The sequence below is a fragment of the Nocardia sp. N2S4-5 genome (genome assembly GCF_044628355.1).
GTDB lineage: Bacteria > Actinomycetota > Actinomycetes > Mycobacteriales > Mycobacteriaceae > Nocardia > Nocardia wallacei_B.
The window spans coordinates 4,314,523-4,330,930 of sequence record NZ_JBIUPM010000001.1 but is presented as its reverse complement, the minus strand read 5'-3'; the positions used below and the strand labels follow the sequence as shown (position 1 = coordinate 4,330,930).

The 16,408-nt window shown below is 67.4% G+C and carries 15 protein-coding genes; 6 read left to right on the top strand and 9 right to left on the bottom strand.

What is annotated here, in order from left to right; genetic code table 11:
* Positions 1 to 27: 27 nt before the first annotated feature.
* Positions 28 to 444, bottom strand: coding sequence for a helix-turn-helix domain-containing protein (locus tag ACFMRZ_RS19735; protein ID WP_011207048.1), 417 nt, complete (start codon positions 442 to 444; stop codon positions 28 to 30).
* Positions 445 to 803: 359 nt separating this feature from the next.
* Positions 804 to 1,967 (bottom strand): steroid 3-ketoacyl-CoA thiolase, encoded by a 1,164-nt coding sequence (locus ACFMRZ_RS19730; protein WP_400180285.1) that lies wholly within the window; start codon positions 1,965 to 1,967, stop codon positions 804 to 806.
* Positions 1,968 to 2,159: 192 nt separating this feature from the next.
* On the opposite strand from ACFMRZ_RS19730, the gene ACFMRZ_RS19725 reads away from it, so the two are divergent.
* Positions 2,160 to 3,362 carry a cytochrome P450 gene (locus tag ACFMRZ_RS19725; protein WP_280277001.1) on the top strand — a complete coding sequence of 401 codons (1,203 nt, stop codon included), beginning with the start codon at positions 2,160 to 2,162 and terminating at the stop codon, positions 3,360 to 3,362.
* 76 nt (positions 3,363 to 3,438) lie between these two features.
* On the opposite strand, the gene ACFMRZ_RS19720 is transcribed toward ACFMRZ_RS19725, so the two are convergent.
* The 5 genes from ACFMRZ_RS19720 to ACFMRZ_RS19700 form a co-directional block, all read right to left on the bottom strand.
* Positions 3,439 to 3,855: a nuclear transport factor 2 family protein gene (locus tag ACFMRZ_RS19720; RefSeq protein WP_400180284.1), complete on the bottom strand. Its 417-nt coding sequence runs from the start codon at positions 3,853 to 3,855 to the stop codon at positions 3,439 to 3,441.
* Complete coding sequence (locus tag ACFMRZ_RS19715) at positions 3,852 to 4,736, bottom strand: TIGR03619 family F420-dependent LLM class oxidoreductase (RefSeq protein WP_400180283.1); 885 nt, start codon at positions 4,734 to 4,736, stop codon at positions 3,852 to 3,854. The genes ACFMRZ_RS19720 and ACFMRZ_RS19715 overlap by 4 nt, the downstream gene beginning before the upstream one ends.
* A 25-nt stretch (positions 4,737 to 4,761) precedes the next feature.
* Positions 4,762 to 5,928 carry a thiolase domain-containing protein gene (locus ACFMRZ_RS19710; protein WP_280365378.1) on the bottom strand — a complete coding sequence of 389 codons (1,167 nt, stop codon included), beginning with the start codon at positions 5,926 to 5,928 and terminating at the stop codon, positions 4,762 to 4,764.
* 67 nt (positions 5,929 to 5,995) lie between these two features.
* Positions 5,996 to 7,027: a thiolase domain-containing protein gene (locus tag ACFMRZ_RS19705; RefSeq protein WP_280270198.1), complete on the bottom strand. Its 1,032-nt coding sequence runs from the start codon at positions 7,025 to 7,027 to the stop codon at positions 5,996 to 5,998.
* A gap of 32 nt (positions 7,028 to 7,059) precedes the next feature.
* The gene (locus tag ACFMRZ_RS19700) at positions 7,060 to 8,058 is read right to left on the bottom strand and encodes a Zn-ribbon domain-containing OB-fold protein (protein ID WP_400180282.1); all 999 of its coding nucleotides are present in this window, start codon (positions 8,056 to 8,058) and stop codon (positions 7,060 to 7,062) included.
* A gap of 80 nt (positions 8,059 to 8,138) precedes the next feature.
* On the opposite strand from ACFMRZ_RS19700, the gene ACFMRZ_RS19695 reads away from it, so the two are divergent.
* The 4 genes from ACFMRZ_RS19695 to ACFMRZ_RS19680 all read left to right on the top strand — a co-directional run bounded on the left by ACFMRZ_RS19695 (position 8,139) and on the right by ACFMRZ_RS19680 (position 13,692).
* A complete protein-coding gene (locus tag ACFMRZ_RS19695; protein WP_400180281.1) occupies positions 8,139 to 9,176 on the top strand; it encodes an LLM class F420-dependent oxidoreductase in 1,038 nt (345 codons plus the stop codon).
* 30 nt (positions 9,177 to 9,206) lie between these two features.
* The gene (locus ACFMRZ_RS19690) at positions 9,207 to 10,748 is read left to right on the top strand and encodes an acyl-CoA synthetase (RefSeq protein WP_400182914.1); all 1,542 of its coding nucleotides are present in this window, start codon (positions 9,207 to 9,209) and stop codon (positions 10,746 to 10,748) included.
* Between the two features lie 181 nt (positions 10,749 to 10,929).
* On the top strand, positions 10,930 to 12,576 hold the full coding sequence (locus ACFMRZ_RS19685; protein ID WP_400180280.1) for an acyl-CoA synthetase: 1,647 nt from the start codon (positions 10,930 to 10,932) through the stop codon (positions 12,574 to 12,576).
* Positions 12,577 to 12,693: 117 nt separating this feature from the next.
* The gene (locus ACFMRZ_RS19680; protein ID WP_400180279.1) at positions 12,694 to 13,692 is read left to right on the top strand and encodes a sigma-70 family RNA polymerase sigma factor; all 999 of its coding nucleotides are present in this window, start codon (positions 12,694 to 12,696) and stop codon (positions 13,690 to 13,692) included.
* A 6-nt stretch (positions 13,693 to 13,698) separates the two neighbouring features.
* On the opposite strand, the gene ACFMRZ_RS19675 is transcribed toward ACFMRZ_RS19680, so the two are convergent.
* Complete coding sequence (locus ACFMRZ_RS19675) at positions 13,699 to 14,115, bottom strand: VOC family protein (protein WP_400180278.1); 417 nt, start codon at positions 14,113 to 14,115, stop codon at positions 13,699 to 13,701.
* A 168-nt stretch (positions 14,116 to 14,283) separates the two neighbouring features.
* Between ACFMRZ_RS19675 and ACFMRZ_RS19670 the strand changes: the two genes are divergently transcribed.
* Positions 14,284 to 14,847 carry an AAA family ATPase gene (locus ACFMRZ_RS19670; protein ID WP_400180277.1) on the top strand — a complete coding sequence of 188 codons (564 nt, stop codon included), beginning with the start codon at positions 14,284 to 14,286 and terminating at the stop codon, positions 14,845 to 14,847.
* Positions 14,848 to 15,298: 451 nt separating this feature from the next.
* On the opposite strand, the gene ACFMRZ_RS19665 is transcribed toward ACFMRZ_RS19670, so the two are convergent.
* The gene (locus ACFMRZ_RS19665) at positions 15,299 to 16,399 is read right to left on the bottom strand and encodes an acyl-CoA dehydrogenase family protein (RefSeq protein WP_400180276.1); all 1,101 of its coding nucleotides are present in this window, start codon (positions 16,397 to 16,399) and stop codon (positions 15,299 to 15,301) included.
* Positions 16,400 to 16,408 lie beyond the last annotated feature (9 nt).

Genomic DNA, 16,408 nt, shown 5'->3' with positions numbered 1-16,408 from the left:
CCGCACTGTGTTGTCTTGTGGTTCTTGCTATTCCGTGCCGTCCGGTGGGATCTCAGGCAGACCCTCGCTCGCCCGAAGCTTCTCGGCCATCGAGGTGAGGAGGTTCTGCGATTCCTCCGAAAGATCGAACGCCCTACTCGACAACCGACGCAGTCCATAGCCCTGCAGCTGGGACAGCAGCTCCAGATCGTGATCGATCTTGGCGGCATAGATGTCGTTGAAGAAGTAGTCCGGTTTGACCTTGAAGAACTTCGCCAACGCGGCCACCGTCTCGTCGGACGGGTTGGTCCGCTGTCCCGACCGCAACTGCGAGAGATACGGTTTCGAGATCGGATGGCCTGAGGCCGTCAGCGCAGCCGCCACCTCTGCATTGGTGTGCGGCTTACGCCCCGGGGGATGCACGGTTTCGAACAGCTTGTTCAGCCGCGCCGCGAAATCAGCCATTGTGAGCCGCCCAATTCCCTTCGCTGTACTAACAGTCGTTATCTCGGATACGTATCATTGATATTAGCGGCTGAGTAACTGAAAACCTACGCCTGATTCAGGATTTCCTTGAAGCTTCCAGGGGGCGCGTTCGGGAACTGGTTGTGGCCGGGGCGTTTGCGGGCCACCGCAACGGTTGTTGGGAACCGCTGGTGGAGACCGGTTCTGGCCCGTCGCAAGGGTCTCGCGCGACGGGCCTTCGGTAGCCGGAGGATAGCTGACGTCTCATACTTCCGTCTGTACCGCGTTTTGTGTGGCGTACGCCACGTTTCGGGGCATTGGGGATGAACGTTCAACCGTCGCGGCTGATCAAGGACTACTTACAGCCGTTCGATGATGGTCCCTGTCGCAAGTGCGCCACCGGCGCACATGAGGATCATCGCGACCGACTTGTCGGAACGTTCCAGCTCATGCAGGGCCGTGGTGATCAGCCGGGATCCGGTGCTGCCCACCGGATGCCCGAGCGCGATCGCACCGCCGTTCACATTAACGCGGTCCAGGTCCGGGCCGTGCACCGAGGCCCAGGACAGCGGTACCGAGGCGAACGCCTCGTTGATCTCGAACAGATCGATGTCGGAGATGCTCATGCCGGACCGTTCCAGCAGCCGCGTGGTGGCCTGCACGGGTCCGTCGAGATGAAACTCCGGCTCCGCGCCGACCAGCGCCTGGGTGACGATGCGGGCCCGCGGGCGCAAACCCGCACGGGCCGCGGCCTGTTCGTCCATCAGCAGCACGGCGGCCGCGCCGTCGGAGACCTGCGAGGAGGTTCCGGCGGTGTGGATGCCGCCCTCGAGCACCGGCTTCAGCTTGGCCAGGCCCTCTCGGGTGGTCTCGCGCAGCCCCTGGTCGCGCGCCACGTCGAGTTTCTCGCCGGTGAGGTTGCCCTCCTTGTCGACCTGCGGTGCGGTGACCGTGAGCACCTCGCGCTCGAAACGGCCCTCCGCCCAGGCCTGACCCGCGAGACGCTGTGAGCGCACGCCGAATTCGTCGATATCGTCGCGGGTGATGCCGCGCCGCTTGGCAATTCGCTCCGCCGCCTCGAACTGGTTGGGCATGTCGATGTCCCAGCTCGCGGGGCGGCGCGGTCCGGCGTTCTCGCCGACGTTGGCGCCCAGCGGCACGTGGCTCATCGACTCCACGCCGCAGGCCAGGCCGATGTCGATGGCGCCGCTCGCGATCAGGCCCGCGACCAGATGATTGGCCTGCTGGGCCGAGCCGCACTGCGCGTCGATGGTGGTCGCGCCGGTCTGCCAGGGCAGCCCGGCGTGCAGCCACGCCGTGCGCGTGACGTTGTTGCCCTGCTCGCCGACCTGCATGACGCAGCCCCCGATGACCTGCTCCACCAGCGCGGGGTCCAGGTGGGCGCGCTCGATCACGCCCCGCTGGGCGGCGCCGAGCACCTCGGTCGCGTGCAGGCCGGCCAGCCAGCCGCCCCGTTTGCCGATCGGGGTGCGTGCGGCCTCGACGATGACGGGAGTGCCCATGTCGTTCCTTTCGCGCAGAACTGAAACAAGTTCTGCGAACTTTCTGAGACTGATTATCCGCTCCTTCACTAGTTGTACCGCCTATGCTTGAATGGCGGTAGAACCTGTTTCAGTAGTCGAAGGAGACCGCTGGTGGTAGACACGCGCCCTGCTCCCAACCTGCCCGACGGATTCGACGTCACCGACCCGGCGATGTGGGAACAGCGGGTGCCGGTCGACGAGCTGGCGGAACTACGCCGCGCCGCGCCGATCTGGTGGAATCCGAAGTCCCCCGAGGTCGGCGGCTTCCACGACGACGGCTTCTGGGTGGTCTCCAAGCATGCCGACGTCAAGGAGGTATCGCGGCGCAGCGACGTGTTCTCCAACTACGAGAACACCGCCATTCCGCGCTTCAACGACGACATCAAGCGCGAGCAGATCGATCTGCAGCGGTTCGTGCTGCTCAATCAGGACGCGCCGCAGCACACCCGGATGCGCAAGCTGATCTCCAAGGGCTTCACGCCCCGCGCGGTCAACGGCCTGCGGGAGGAGCTGTCGTCACGGGCCCGCGGCATCGTGGAGGCCGCCGCGGCGTCCGGCTCGGGCGACTTCGTCACCCAGGTGGCGTGCGAACTGCCGCTGCAGGCGATCGCCGAGCTGATCGGTGTGCCGCAGGAGGACCGCATGAAGCTGTTCCAGTGGTCCAACGACATGACCGGCTACGACGATCCCGAATCGACCGCCGATCCGCTGGCCGCGTCGACGGAGATCCTCGGCTACGCCTGGCAGATGGCCGAGGCGCGCAAGGGTTCCCCGGCGAAGGACATCGTGACCGAGCTGGTCAACGCCGATATCGACGGCGAGTCACTGACCTCCGAGGAGTTCGGCTTCTTCGTCATCCTGCTGGCGGTCGCCGGTAACGAGACCACCCGCAACGCCATCAGCCACGGCATGGCCGCCTTCCTCGACAACCCGGACCAGTGGGAGCTGTTCAAGGCCGAGCGGCCCAAGACCGCGGCGGAGGAGATCATCCGCTGGGCCACGCCCGTGTCCTCGTTCCAGCGCACCGCGCTCGAGGACACCGAACTGGCCGGCGTGCAGATCAAGCAGGGCCAGCGCGTGGTGATGCTGTATCGCTCGGCCAACTTCGACGAAGAGGTCTTCGAGGACCCCTACAGGTTCGACATTCTGCGGGACCCCAACCCGCACCTCGCCTTCGGCGGCACCGGAGCGCACTTCTGTATCGGCGCCAACCTGGCCCGGCTGGAGATCGACCTGATCTTCAACGCCATCGCCGATCACCTGCCGGACATCAGCAAGCTGGGCGACCCGCGTCGGCTGCGGTCGGGCTGGCTGAACGGGATCAAGGAGTTCCCGGTGGACTATCAGGGATCGGGCTGCCCGGTGGCCCACTGAGGCACAGACAGCGCGGAGGGCGGGTACCTGAATCAGGTACCCGCCCTCCGCTTTCGGTCCCCACCGAATCCCGGCGTCAGGCCGGTCGCATGGTCTGCATGGCGCGGTCGGTCTCCCAGAACGCGCGCAGCGCCGCGATCTTGCCCGCGTCGTCCACGCGGTAGGTGAACACGCCCTCGGCGTCGATCACCTGCCCGCCGATGTGGGTGCGGATCAGGCCGGTGAAGGCCACCTCGTTTCCGCAGGCGAAGGAGTCGCCGAAGTGGAATTCGATCAATTCGGTGGCGGCGATCGCCTTGTCCCAGAACGCCCCGATGGCCTCGCGGCCGCGATGGCCCCGGCCCTCCGGGTCGAAGACCGAGGGGCCGATCGGGTCCTCGACGATCCCGTCGGCGGCGAACAGCTCCAGCCAGGCCGCCTTGTCGCGGGCACGCACCGCGGCCTGGGAGGCGTGCCCGGCGATCCGGGCCGGATGGTCGGTCGTAGTCGTCATGCGGTTGCTCCGATCGGTTCGGCGATGAACTGCGCGGCGAACCGGTGCAGCGATTCCTGCTTGGCTGCCAGGTCGGCGTCGAAGCCGAGCCCGTCGAAGACCCACGGCACCACGATGGTGTCGGTGACTCCCGCGGCGGCCAACTCGGAGTAGCCGGTCCGCCCGAAACGGTCTATACAGACCACTTGGATTTCGAAAGACTGGTCAGTTCGGCCGTATTCGGTACGCAGCTCGGTGAGTTTGCCGATGGTTTTGCAGATGTCCTCGTATTTCATCATCGCCGAGCACCAGCCGTCGCCGACACGCGCCGCTCGGCGTAACGCCGGCTCGGTATGACCACCGATGTAGAACGGCACCGGATGCTTCGGCGCCGGACTCATCTGCAACGGTCCGAAATCGAAGAATTCACCGTGGAATTCGACCATCCCGCCGCCGAGAACAAGTTGGATGACCTCGATCATCTCGTCGACCCGTGCGCCGCGGCGCGCATAAGGAACGCCGCACCATTCGAATTCCTCCGGAGCCCACCCGATTCCCACCCCGAATCCGAACCGGTCGCCACTGAGCGCCGCGACCGACCCCACCTGCCGCGCCAGCAGCAGCGGATGCCGGGAGCCGAGCTTCAGAACGTTGGTGTAGAACCGGATGTCGCTGGTCACGGCGGCCATGGCGGTGGCGCCGACGAACGGATCCACCCACGGTGTCTCCGGACCCCAGAACCGGCTGCCGTCCGGTGTATAGGGGTATTTCGCCGCCTGATTCTGCATATAGAACAGCGAATCCGGCAGCGCGATACCGGCGAATCCGCATTCTTCCGCCGTTTTCGCCAGCTCCGGAAGTTGTTCGAGTGGGCTCATCGCGATCCCGAGCGTGAATTTCACGACGCCGCCCCGGCGTGGCCGTGCCTCACGGGCGCTCCGATCCCACGACCCACATCGAGAAGTACTGCGACCCGCCGCCGTAGGCGTGCCCGAACGCCTTGCGCGCGTTCTCGACCTGGTAGTCACCGGCGCGGCCCATCACCTGCTTGGCCGCCTCGGCGAAGCGGATGAGGCCCGAGGCGCCGATCGGGTTGGAGCTGAGCACGCCGCCCGACGGGTTGACCGGCAGTTTCCCGCCGATCTCGGTCTCGTGGGCGTCGGTGAGCTTCCAGCCCTCGCCCTCGGGCATGAAGCCCAGGTTCTCCAGCCACATCGGCTCGAACCAGGAGAACGGCACGTAGATCTCGGCGGCGTCGATCTCCTCCAGCGGGTTGGTGATGCCCGCCTGCTTCCACAGCGCCGCGGCCGCGTCCCGGCCCGCCTGCGGGCTGACCTGATCGCGGCCCGAGTACGCGAGCGGTTCGGTGCGCATGGCGGTGCCGTGCACCCACCCGACCTTCTTGCCCGACGACTCGGCCGCCCGCGCCGAATCCTCGTCGCCGAGCACGATTGCGCAGGCGCCGTCGGAGGAGGGGCAGGTCTCGTCGAATCGGATCGGGTCCCACAGCATCTGCGACGCCAGCACCGACTCCATGGTGATGTCGGCCTGCTGCAGATGGGCCAGAGGATTCTTGGCGCCGTTGCGGCGATCCTTCGCCGCGACCATGGCGCCGATGTGCAGCGGCGCGTTGGACCGGCGGATGTAGGCCCGCACGTGCGGCGCGAAGTACCCGCCCGCGCCCGCGCCGACCGGCTTGGTGAACGGGACCGGATTCGACAGCGCCCACATGGCGTTCGATTCCGACTGCTTCTCCCATGCCACCGCGAGCACCTTGCCGTGCACGCCCGCCTGTACGTGGTTGGTCGCCACGATGCCGGTGGAACCGCCGACCGAGCCCGCGGTGTGCACGCGCAGCAGCGGTTTCCCGGTGGCGCCCAAGGCATCCGCCATGAACAGCTCCGGCATCATCGAACCCTCGAACAGGTCCGGCGCCTTGCCGACCACGACGGCGTCGATGTCGGCCATGGTGAGTTCGGCGTCGTCCAGCGCGCGATCGATCGCTTCGCGGCACAGGCCCGCCATGGACACGTCGGTCCGTTTCGTCACGTGATGGGTTTGTCCGGTGCCGAGCACCGCGGCAAGGTTGGTCATCGTGCCTCCTGTGTCTTGCGGGACACCCGCACCCGGTCGGCCCGACGACGGGCTGCGCAATTGTTCGTCATCGTGCCTCCAATGTGGACACCAAGTTCTGTTGCAGCGCAGGGCCACTCGCCGCATGGGCGAGGGCGCGGTCCGCGGTGCCGTTCATGATCGCCGTCGCGGCGAAGCCGATCCGTTCCAGTCCGGCCGAGAACATCGGATTGCCCGCCAGCGGACCGCCCGACGGGTTGATTCGGGTCGAATCACCCAGTCCCAGCGCCTCTTTCAGGATCAGCTGCTCGTGACTGAACTGCGTGTGCAGCTCGGCGACATCGAATTCCGCCGTGTCCCCGTTGCGTACGGCCTGCGCGGCCGCGGCGGCGGACGGCGAGGAGGTCAGATCGCGAGCGCCCAGGATCGGCGTGTCGATGCGATGCGCCATCCCGGTCAGCCAGGCGGGACGCTCGCACAGTTCGCGCGCGCGGTCACCGGTGGCCAGCACGATGGCCGCGGCGCCGTCGGTGATCGGGGCGATGTCGTGCTCGCGCAGCGGATCCGCGACATACGGTGCGGCCAGCCGCTTTTCGATCTCCGCGGCGTCGGCGGCCGAGACCGCGGCCATGTCCCGCTCGGTCCAGCGGCCGGCGTCGAGCCCGGCCCGCGCCTGCAGTCCGGCCATCGAGACGGCGTCCGGCCACAGCGGCGCGACCAGGTACGGATCGGTCTGCAGCGTGAGGACCTGGCGCAGCGTGCCGGCGGAGGCCTTGCCGAAGCCGTAGACCAGCGCCGTCTTCGCCTGCCCGGAGCGCAGTTTCACCCACGCCTCGTACAGCGCCCAGGCGGCGTCCATCTCCACGTGCGATTCGTTGATCGGCGGCACCGCGCCGATCGAGTCGATCGCCGAGATGAACGAGAAGGCCCGTCCGGCAAGGTAATCCGAGGATCCGGAGCACCAGAAGTCGATGTCACCGACCGTGATGCCGAGCTTGTCGTACAGGTGCCGGAAGCAGGGCACCAGCATCTCGACACCGTTGGTGGTGCCGTAGGTCTCCGGGACGTGCGGTGCGTGTGCGAAGCCCACGACCGCGATGTCGGTTGCGTTGTTGCTCAAGATGTTTCAGCTCTCTTCCGAAGCGCCGGGCGCTACAGGTGCTGCGCGAAGGTCTCGTAGTCGGCGTCGGGCTCGCCGGTGGGCTCGAAGTGCGAGATGTTGTCCAGGCCCTCGTAGGTCCACTCCTCGCGGGGTTTCCAGGAGGCCTTGACCCGCATGCCCATCCGCACCTCGGTCGCCTCACAGCCCAGCACCAGATGCAGGAACGGGATGTCGCTGCCGTCCAGCAGCACATACGCGGCCACGTACGGCGGCTTGATGCGCTGCCCCTGGAACGGCACGTTGACGATGCAGAAGGTGGTAACGACGCCGGTATCGGCGAGGTCGACATAGTCCTCGGTCGGCTCGCCCGTGCGCGGGTCGGCGCCGCGCGGCGGGAAGTACACCTTGCCGTCGGCGGCGCGGGCGCCCACCAGCCGGCCCTCGGCGATGCCGCGCAGGAACACCGTCTCCTGGGGCGCCGCGGTGTGCTTGTAGCTCAGGTCGATCGGCGTGACGATGCCGGTGACGGGCTCGGCGTCGACGGCGGAATCGGCCGGGGCGGTGGAGGTTTCACCGGGCTCGAAGCAGACGATGTCGTGGATGCTGCCGGTGCGCTCGGCCGCCCAGCGCGCCCGCACCCGCAGGCCGGTGCGCAGCTCGTCGGCGGAGTCGACGTCGACAGCGTGCAGCAGCGCGGTGTCCGCGCCGTCGAGCTTGATCAACGCCCACCCGAAGGGGCGGTCGAAGGGCTGGCCGGGCAACGGCTCCCGCACCCAGCTCCAGCTCTGCACGGTGCCCACGTCGGCCACGTCGACGAAATCGGTCAGCGCGTCGGCGGTGACCGGATCGTATTCGGCCGGTGGGACGAAGACTCGCCCGTCGGAGCCGCGCACGCCGACGATCCGGCCGTCGCGCAGGCCCGTGAGGAACCGTCCGATGGTCGGCCCTACCGAGCGGGTGTAGTCGAACTTCATGCGTAGTTCCGCGGCGAGCACGTCGGGAGTGGTTCCCGTTTTCGGGCCACTTCCTTCGGCGATTGTGCCGGTCATGGTGTTCCCCTGAGTCACGATATCGAGTAGAACAGGTTCTTATTCTGGTGGCAAGAGCGGGGCTCGGAAGGGAGTCGATCATGCGGTTCGGATTGCAGCTCGGATATTGGGGCGCGAGCCCGCCGGAAAATGCCGCGGAGTTGGTCGCCGCGGCCGAGGAAACCGGTTTCGACGCCGTGTTCACCGCGGAATCCTGGGGTTCGGACGCGTTCACTCCACTGGCCTGGTGGGGGTCGCGGACGCATCGGGTGCGGCTGGGCACCTCGGTCGTGCAATTGTCGGCGCGCACGCCCACCGCCACCGCGATGGCCGCGCTGACCCTCGATCATCTCAGCGGCGGGCGGCACATTCTCGGGCTCGGCGTTTCCGGCCCGCAGGTGGTGGAGGGCTGGTACGGCCAGCCGTTTGCCAAGCCGTTGCAGCGGACCCGCGAGTATGTCGGGATCGTCCGGCAGGTGCTCGCCCGCGAGGCGAAGGTGGTGAGCGCGGGCCCGCATTTTCCGCTGCCCTACGACGGACCGGGCGCGAGCGGCCTCGGTAAGCCGCTCAAGCCGATCACCCACCCGCTGCGTGCGGATCTGCCGATCTGGCTGGGCGCCGAGGGGCCGAAGAATGTGGCCCTCGCGGCCGAGATCGCCGACGGCTGGCTGGCGATCTACTACACGCCGCGGCTGGCCGGGATGTACAACGAATGGCTCGACGAGGGATTCGCGCGGGCCGGTGCCCGGCGTTCGCGCGAGGATTTCGAGATCGCCGCCACCGCGCAGGTCATCCTGACCGACGATCCGCGCGCCGAACTCGACCGGCTGCGCCCGGTGCTGGCCCTCTACATCGGCGGCATGGGCGCGGAGGAGCTGAACTTCCACGCGCAGGTATACCGGCGGATGGGGTACGGGGACACCGTCGACGAGATCACCCGGCTGTTCCGGTCCGGTCGCAAGGACGAGGCGGCGGCCGCCGTGCCCGACGAGCTGATTCTCGACACGACGATCATCGGCGACGAGGCGCATGTGCGCGAACAGCTGAAGGTGTGGGAACAGGCGGGCGTCACGATGCTGCTGGTGGGCGTTCGCGACGCCGCGCAATTCGAGGCGCTGGCACCCCTTGTTCGCGTATAGAACACGTTCTAGATTCGAGGAGTGACTTCGATGGAGCCGGCGCAGCAGCTGGGATTGTGGAATATCGCCGCCGCCGCACCCGAACGGATCGCGGTCGTCGATCCGTCGGGTCGGCAGGTGAGTTACGCGGAATTGGCCGGGCAGGCCGATCGGATCGCGAAGGGCTTGCGGGCCAAGGGACTACGCGCCGGTGACGTGCTGGTGTCGATGGTGCACAACAGCGCCGAGGCGCTCGCGGTGTACTTCGCCGCCTACCAATCGGGCCTGTACATCGTCGCGGTGAACTGGCATCTCACCGGGCCGGAGGTGGCCTACATCCTCGGCGACAGCGAGGCGAAGGTCTTCATCGCCGACGAGCGCTTCGCCGCGGCCGCCCGGATCGCCGCCGACGAGGCGAATCTGCCTGCGGCCGCGCGGTATTCGGTGGGCGCGGTCGAGGGGTTCCAGCCGCTGGCGGAGCTGGGCGCGGGGGAGACCGGCCGTCCCGACGACCGCACCACCGGCGCGCCGATGCTCTACACGTCGGGCACCACCGGTCGCCCCAAGGGCGTGCGCCGGCCGCTGACCGGCGCCGACCCGGATGTCGTCGGGCCGCAGGCGACCGGATTCTTCGGCCTGTTCGGCATCCGGCCGTTCGACGACCACGTGCACATCTGCGGTTCGCCGCTCTATCACACCGCCGTGCTGAACTTCGCCTCCATCTCGATTCAGTTGGGGCACAAGGTTGTTCTGATGGACAAGTGGGACCCGGAGGAGATGTTGCGGCTGATCGATCGGCATCGCGTGACGCACAGCCACATGGTGCCGACCCAGTTCCACCGGCTGCTGGCGCTGCCGGAGGAGGTGCGCGCGAAGTACGACGTGTCGTCGCTGTGCTGCATGATCCACGGGGCGGCGCCGTGCCCGCAGGAGACCAAGCGCCGGATGCTGGAGTGGTGGGGCCCCGTCGTCACCGAGTACTACGCGGCGACCGAGGGCGGCGGCACGTCGATCAGCGGCGAGGAATGGCTGCGCAAGCCCGGTTCGGTCGGCAAGGCGTGGCCGTACGCGGTGGTGAAGGTGCTCGACGACGACGGCAACGAGGTGCCGCCCGGCGAGACCGGCACGGTCTACATGAAGATGGGCGGCTCGAACTTCGAGTACCACAAGGACAAGGCCAAGACCGCGGACGCGCGCGTCGGCGACCTGTTCACCGTCGGCGACATCGGGCATATGGATGAGGACGGCTACCTCTACCTGCACGACCGGCGCTCCGATCTGATCCTGTCCGGGGGAGTGAACATCTATCCCGCCGAGATCGAGGGCGAACTGATCACGCATCCGAAGGTCGCCGACGTCGCGGTATTCGGCATCCCGCACGAGGACTGGGGGCAGGAGGTCAAGGCGGTCGTGCAGCCGGCCCCGGGTGTGACCCCCGACGACGCGCTGACCCGCGAGCTGATGGAGTTCGCCGCGAGCCGCCTGGCCAAGTACAAGCTGCCGCGCAGCATCGACTACCTGGACGAACTGCCGCGCGACCCCAACGGCAAGCTCTACAAGCGCAAGATCCGGGACCTGTATGTGAAGGCATAGGCGCTCCCGCCCTGACCTCGCCCGCCCGGCCTGTGCGCCGGGCGGGCGAAAGTCGTTGCACCATGACCTGTTTCGCCGTTCCGCAGACGCGACGGCGGCCGCGCGCTATCGTCTCGGGTGAATTCGTAAACGGTGTAAATTGAGTCTTGTCAGGACCAAGAACACGTTCTATTTTTGTCCTGTGAGCTACAACATAGCGGACCTTGTCGAACACACCGTCGACCTCGTGCCGGACCGCGTCGCTCTGGCTGACGACACTCGCTCGGTGACGTACGCCCAGCTGGAGGACCGGACCAACCGACTCGCGCACTACCTGCAGGAACAGGGTGTCGGGCCGGGGGACAAGGTCGGCATCTACTCGCGCAACACCATCGAGGCCGTCGAGGCCATGGTGGCGGTGTTCAAGGCGCGGGCGGTGATGATCAACATCAACTTCCGGTACGTCGAGAACGAGTTGCAATACATCTTCGACAACTCGGACATGGTCGCCCTCATTCACGAGCGGCGATACTCCGACAAGGTGGCCGCCGTGCGGGCGAACACCCCGAAGCTGCGCACCGTGCTGGTCGTCGACGACGGCACCGAGGCTCCCACCGCCGCCGACTCCGCGGAGTACGAGGCGGCGCTGGCGGCCTCGCGGGGCGAACGCGACTTCGGCGATCGCTCGCCCGACGACATCTTCATGCTCTACACCGGCGGCACCACCGGCATGCCCAAGGGCGTGATGTGGCGGCACGAGGACTGGTGGCGGGTACTCGGCGGCGGCATCAACTTCGTCACCGGCGAATACGTCCAGGACGAGTGGCAGCAGGCCAAGGCCGGCGCGGGCAACCCGCCCATGGTGCGCTACCCGATCCCGCCGATGATTCACGGCGGTTCGCAGACGGCGACGTTCCACGGTCTGTTCGACGGCGGCAAGACCATCATGCTGCCGGAGTTCAGCGGGCACGGCGTGTGGCAGGCGATCGACCGCCACAACATCAACCTGATCTTCATCACCGGCGACGCCATGGCCCGGCCGATGCTCGACGCGCTCAAGGCCGGAAACCCGGAAACCGGTGAGCCCTACCAGCATTCGAACCTGTGGGCGATGGCCAGCAGCGCGGCGCTGTTCTCGCCCACGCTCAAGGACGAGTTCATCGAGCTGCTGCCGAACACCATGATCACCGACTCGATCGGTTCCTCCGAGACCGGCTTCGGCGGTCTGTCCGTGGTGTCCAAGGGCGCCACCCACACCGGCGGCCCGCGGGTGAAGATCGACGCGTCCACCGAGGTGCTCGACGAGAGCGGGAATCCGGTGGTCCCCGGTTCCGGGCAGGTGGGGCTGCTCGCCCGCAAGGGGCATATCCCGGTGGGCTACTACAACGACCCGGTCAAGACGGCGGCGACGTTCAAGGAGTTCAACGGCACCCGCTACTCCATCCCCGGCGACTTCGCCCGGGTGGAGGAGGACGGCTCGGTCACCATGCTCGGCCGCGGTTCGGTGAGCATCAACAGCGGCGGCGAGAAGATCTACCCCGAGGAGGTCGAGGGTGCGCTGAAGTGTCACCCCGAGATCCTCGACGCGCTGGTGATCGGCGTGCCCGACGAGCGCTGGGGGCAGCGGGTGGCGGCGGTGGTGCAGTGCCGTTCCGGCAAGCGGCCCGGTCTCGACGAACTGCGGCCGGTGCTGACCCAGGAGATCTCCTCGTACAAGCAGCCGCGCAGCATCTGGTTCGTGGACGAGATCAAGCGCTCGCCCGCCGGGAAGCCGGACTACAAGTGGGCGCACGCGCACGCGGAGTCCCGCCCCGCCGACGAGGACGCTCCGGCGCCGGCCACCAAGTAGGCGCGCGAACGCCCGTTTTGTCCGGTATGACACGCCAGTGACCCAAGTCACGTTTGAGACGTGAAAGCCGGCAAAGCTGGGGTGTTTCTTGTCGGTGCCCTGTGCCAGAGTGTCTCCATGAGCAAGGGCAGTTCCGCCGGCACCGCATCCGAGGTCACACGCGATGTGCTGGAGCAATTCGAGGGTTACCGGCGAGAGCTGTGCGCTTACGCCTACCGCATGCTGGGGTCCTCGTTCGAGGCCGAGGATGCCGTCCAGGACGCGTTCACCCGCGCGTGGAAGGCGTATGACTCGTTCGAGGGCCGGTCCAGCCTGCGGTCGTGGTTGTACAAGATCACCACCAATGTGTGCCTGGACATGCTGGACGGGCCGCAGCGCCGGGCCCGGCCGATGGACCTGTCGGGCCCGTCGAGTCCGGACAGTCCACTGCCCTCGGCGCAGCCGGATTACGTCTGGGTCGAGCCCATCCCGAACGGCATGGCCTTCGGGGCGGACCCGGCCGAGCACGCCACCGCCAAGGACTCGCTGCGGCTGGCGTTCGTGGCCGCCGTGCAGCATCTCCCGGCCACCCAGCGCGCGATCCTGATCATGCGCGAGGTGCTGCGCTTCTCCGCCAACGAGACCGCCGACATGCTGATGATGTCGCCGGCCTCGGTGAACAGCGCCCTGCAGCGGGCCCGCGCCACCATGTCGAAGGTGCAGCCGAAGGAGTCGGGCGGCTACGACGAGTCCGACGAGCGGCAGCGCCGGCTGGTCGACGGCTTCGTCCAGGCCTTCGAGGCCTACGACATGGACACCCTCACCTCCCTGCTGAAACAGGATGTGGCGCTGTCCATGCCGCCGTTCGAGCTGTGGGTCTCGGGCCCGGAAAACGTCGCCCGGTTCATGGTCACCACCGGTCAGGAGTGCCGGGGGTCGAAGATGGTGCCGCTGGCGGGAGCCAACGGCCTGCCCGCCTTCGGGCACTACAAGCCCGGCCCGGAACCCGGTGTGTACCAGCCGTGGTCGATCACCGTGCTGGAACTCGACGGCGACCAGATCAGCGGCCTGCACTTCTTCCTGGACACCGAGCGCATGTTCCCGCTGTTCGGGCTGGCGCCGGAACTGCGGGCGTAGCCGGGGTCAGTTGCCCGGGTACGCCATGCAGAAAGGCTCCCAGTGGTGCCCGTCCGGATCGATGAAGCTGCGGCCGTGCATGCCGACCTGCGCCTCCTGGGCGCGCTTGGCCTCGTCGACCTCCTCGGTGGCGCCGGCCGCCAGTGCCGCCGCGGCCAGGGCGTCGACCTCCTGCGTACTGCCCAGCGAGAGCGCGTAGACCGACCCGGTGGCGGCCACGGTGTCCGCGATCGGGCGTGAGGTGAAGGTCTGGAAGAACGGCTTCACCAACAGCATCAGGCAGATGTTGTCGTCGACGACGACGCAGGCGGCATTGTCGTCGGTGAACTCCTGATTCACCTTCCAGCCCAGCGACTCGTAGAAGGACTTGGACCGGTCCAGGTCGTTGACGGGCAGGTTCAGGAAAATCATCTTGCTGGCCATGGCGGGCCCCTTTCGACGGCGCAGTCGGGTGCGTCTACATCCGTACCGACGAGGCGGGCCGCGGAAACTCATCGGAAGGTTGCGAACCGTAACGAACTATCGGACGTGCGGTGCCACGCCCGAGATATTCGGGTGCACAGCGGTGCGCTCCCCGGTTACCGTCCGGCTATGACCGAATCGGACGACAACAGTGGCCGCGGCGCGGCGGTCTACCTGATCACCGGCATCCAAGCGGCCGGCAAATCGACTGTGGCACAGGCCCTTGCCGAGCGCTTCGATCGGTCGGCGCACATCCGCGGCGACACCTACCGCCGATTCGTAGTGCGCGGCTCCGCCCCCATGTCACCCGACCCGAGCCCCGAGGCCCTGGCACAGCTGCGCCTACGCCACCGCCTGGCCGCCCAAACGGCGGACACCTATGCGGCCCAAGGCTTCACCGCCGTCGTACAGGACGTAGTGCTGGGCGAGTGGCTGCCATACACGATCGAGCAAATCCAAACCCGCCCGCTCTACGTCGTAGTGCTAGCCCCCCACCCCGCAGCCGTAGAACAACGAGAGGCCGCCCGCGCCAAAAAGGCCTACGGCACCTTCACAGTCACCGACCTGAACCACGCCCTACACACCGAAACCCCCCACACCGGCCTATGGCTAGACACCACCACCCTCACCGTAAACCAGACAGTGGACGAGATCCTCACCCGCGCCAAACCCATCCCACCCGCAAACCCCTAGTCCCCGCCCCAGCTTCACCCCGGCCCCCAGAGCCGGTGAGATCCTCAGACCGGTAGTCCCCGCTCCGGGTTCGCCCCGGCCCCCACAGCCGGTGAGATTCTCAGATCGCTTGTCGCCGCTCCAGGTTCGCCCCCGATCCCACAACCGGTGAGATCCCCAGACCGCTAGTCGCCGCCCCGGTTCGCCCCGCCCCCCCACAGCCAGTGAGATCCCCAGACCGCTAGTCACCAACTCAGGTCCACCCCCGCTCCCCACAAGCGGTGAGATCCCCACCCCACGCAACCCCCTCCGCCAAAAACCTCCCCTGTAGCCCGCCAACCCCGTAAGTTTTCGGCGCGTCTCGGTTTTCGGGTGCCGCTGCGAAGCGACGAAGGAGCCAGCAGCGGCACCCGAAAACCGAGACCAAGGGCGCCGAAAACACGCCGGAGCGAAGCGAAGGCCAAAAATACAGCTACCCAGCCAGATGCGCACCCAAAGCCCGCAGATGATCAGTAGCTCCCCCCAGCGCGAACTCATTGTGCTTAGCCGCAGTGAAGTAGTTGTGCACAACATGATCCCGATCAATCCCAACCCCACCATGCACATGCACCACAGTGTGCGCAATCCGATGCCCAGCCTCCGCAGCCCAATACTTAGCCGTATGAATCTCCGCCCCCGCAGCCAACCCCTCCGAAACCAACCACCCCGCCTGAGTAACCGCCAGCCGCAACCCCTGCAAATCGATATACCCATCAGCCAACCGCTGCGCCACAGCCTGAAACCCCCCGATCTTCCGCCCGAACTGCTCCCGCTCCCGCCCATACTCGGCCACCAACTCCAGCGCCCGCTCCAACGTCCCCCACTGCTGAGCCGCCAGCCCCAGCCACCCCCGCCCGAGCAGCCAGTCCACCACCTCCGCACCGGACTCGACCGTCCCCACCAATTCCGCAGGCGCACGGTCGAATTCGAGCTCGGCCTCAGGACTACGGTCGACCACCTGCTGCCCCGTCACCCGCACACTCGCGTCGGCGGGATCGACCAGGAACACCGCCGGCGCCCCGGACACACTGGCCGACACCAGGATCCGCGACGCCTGCTCAGCGAACGGCACGACGGTCTTGGCCCCGGTCAGCCGCCACCCGTCACCGTCGGCGGTCGCGGTGGTGGTCGGCCGCGCCGGCTCCCAGTTCCGCTCCTCGGAGAGCGCCACGGTCAGGATCGTCTCGCCCGCAGCGGCTTTCGTCGCCGTCTCACGCTGCGCGTCGGTTCCGAAGGCCGCCAGCGCGCCCGCGCCCAGCACCACCGACCAGAGGTACGGCACCGCCGCCACATACTTGCCCAGCTCGCGGAGCACAGCTATCTGCTCCAGCACGCCCAGATCGCTGCCGCCGACGGACTCGGGCAGCGTCGCCGCCAGCACACCCGTCTCGCCCAGCGAGCGCCACAGCGGCTCGTCGAAACGCACGGCCGCGGTGTCGAGTTCACGCAGTCGTTCGGCCGTGACGAGCTTGCCGCACACCTCGCCGGTGAGCCGGGCCAGGTCCTGCTGTGCTTCGGTATTGGTGAAATCCATTGTGATCAC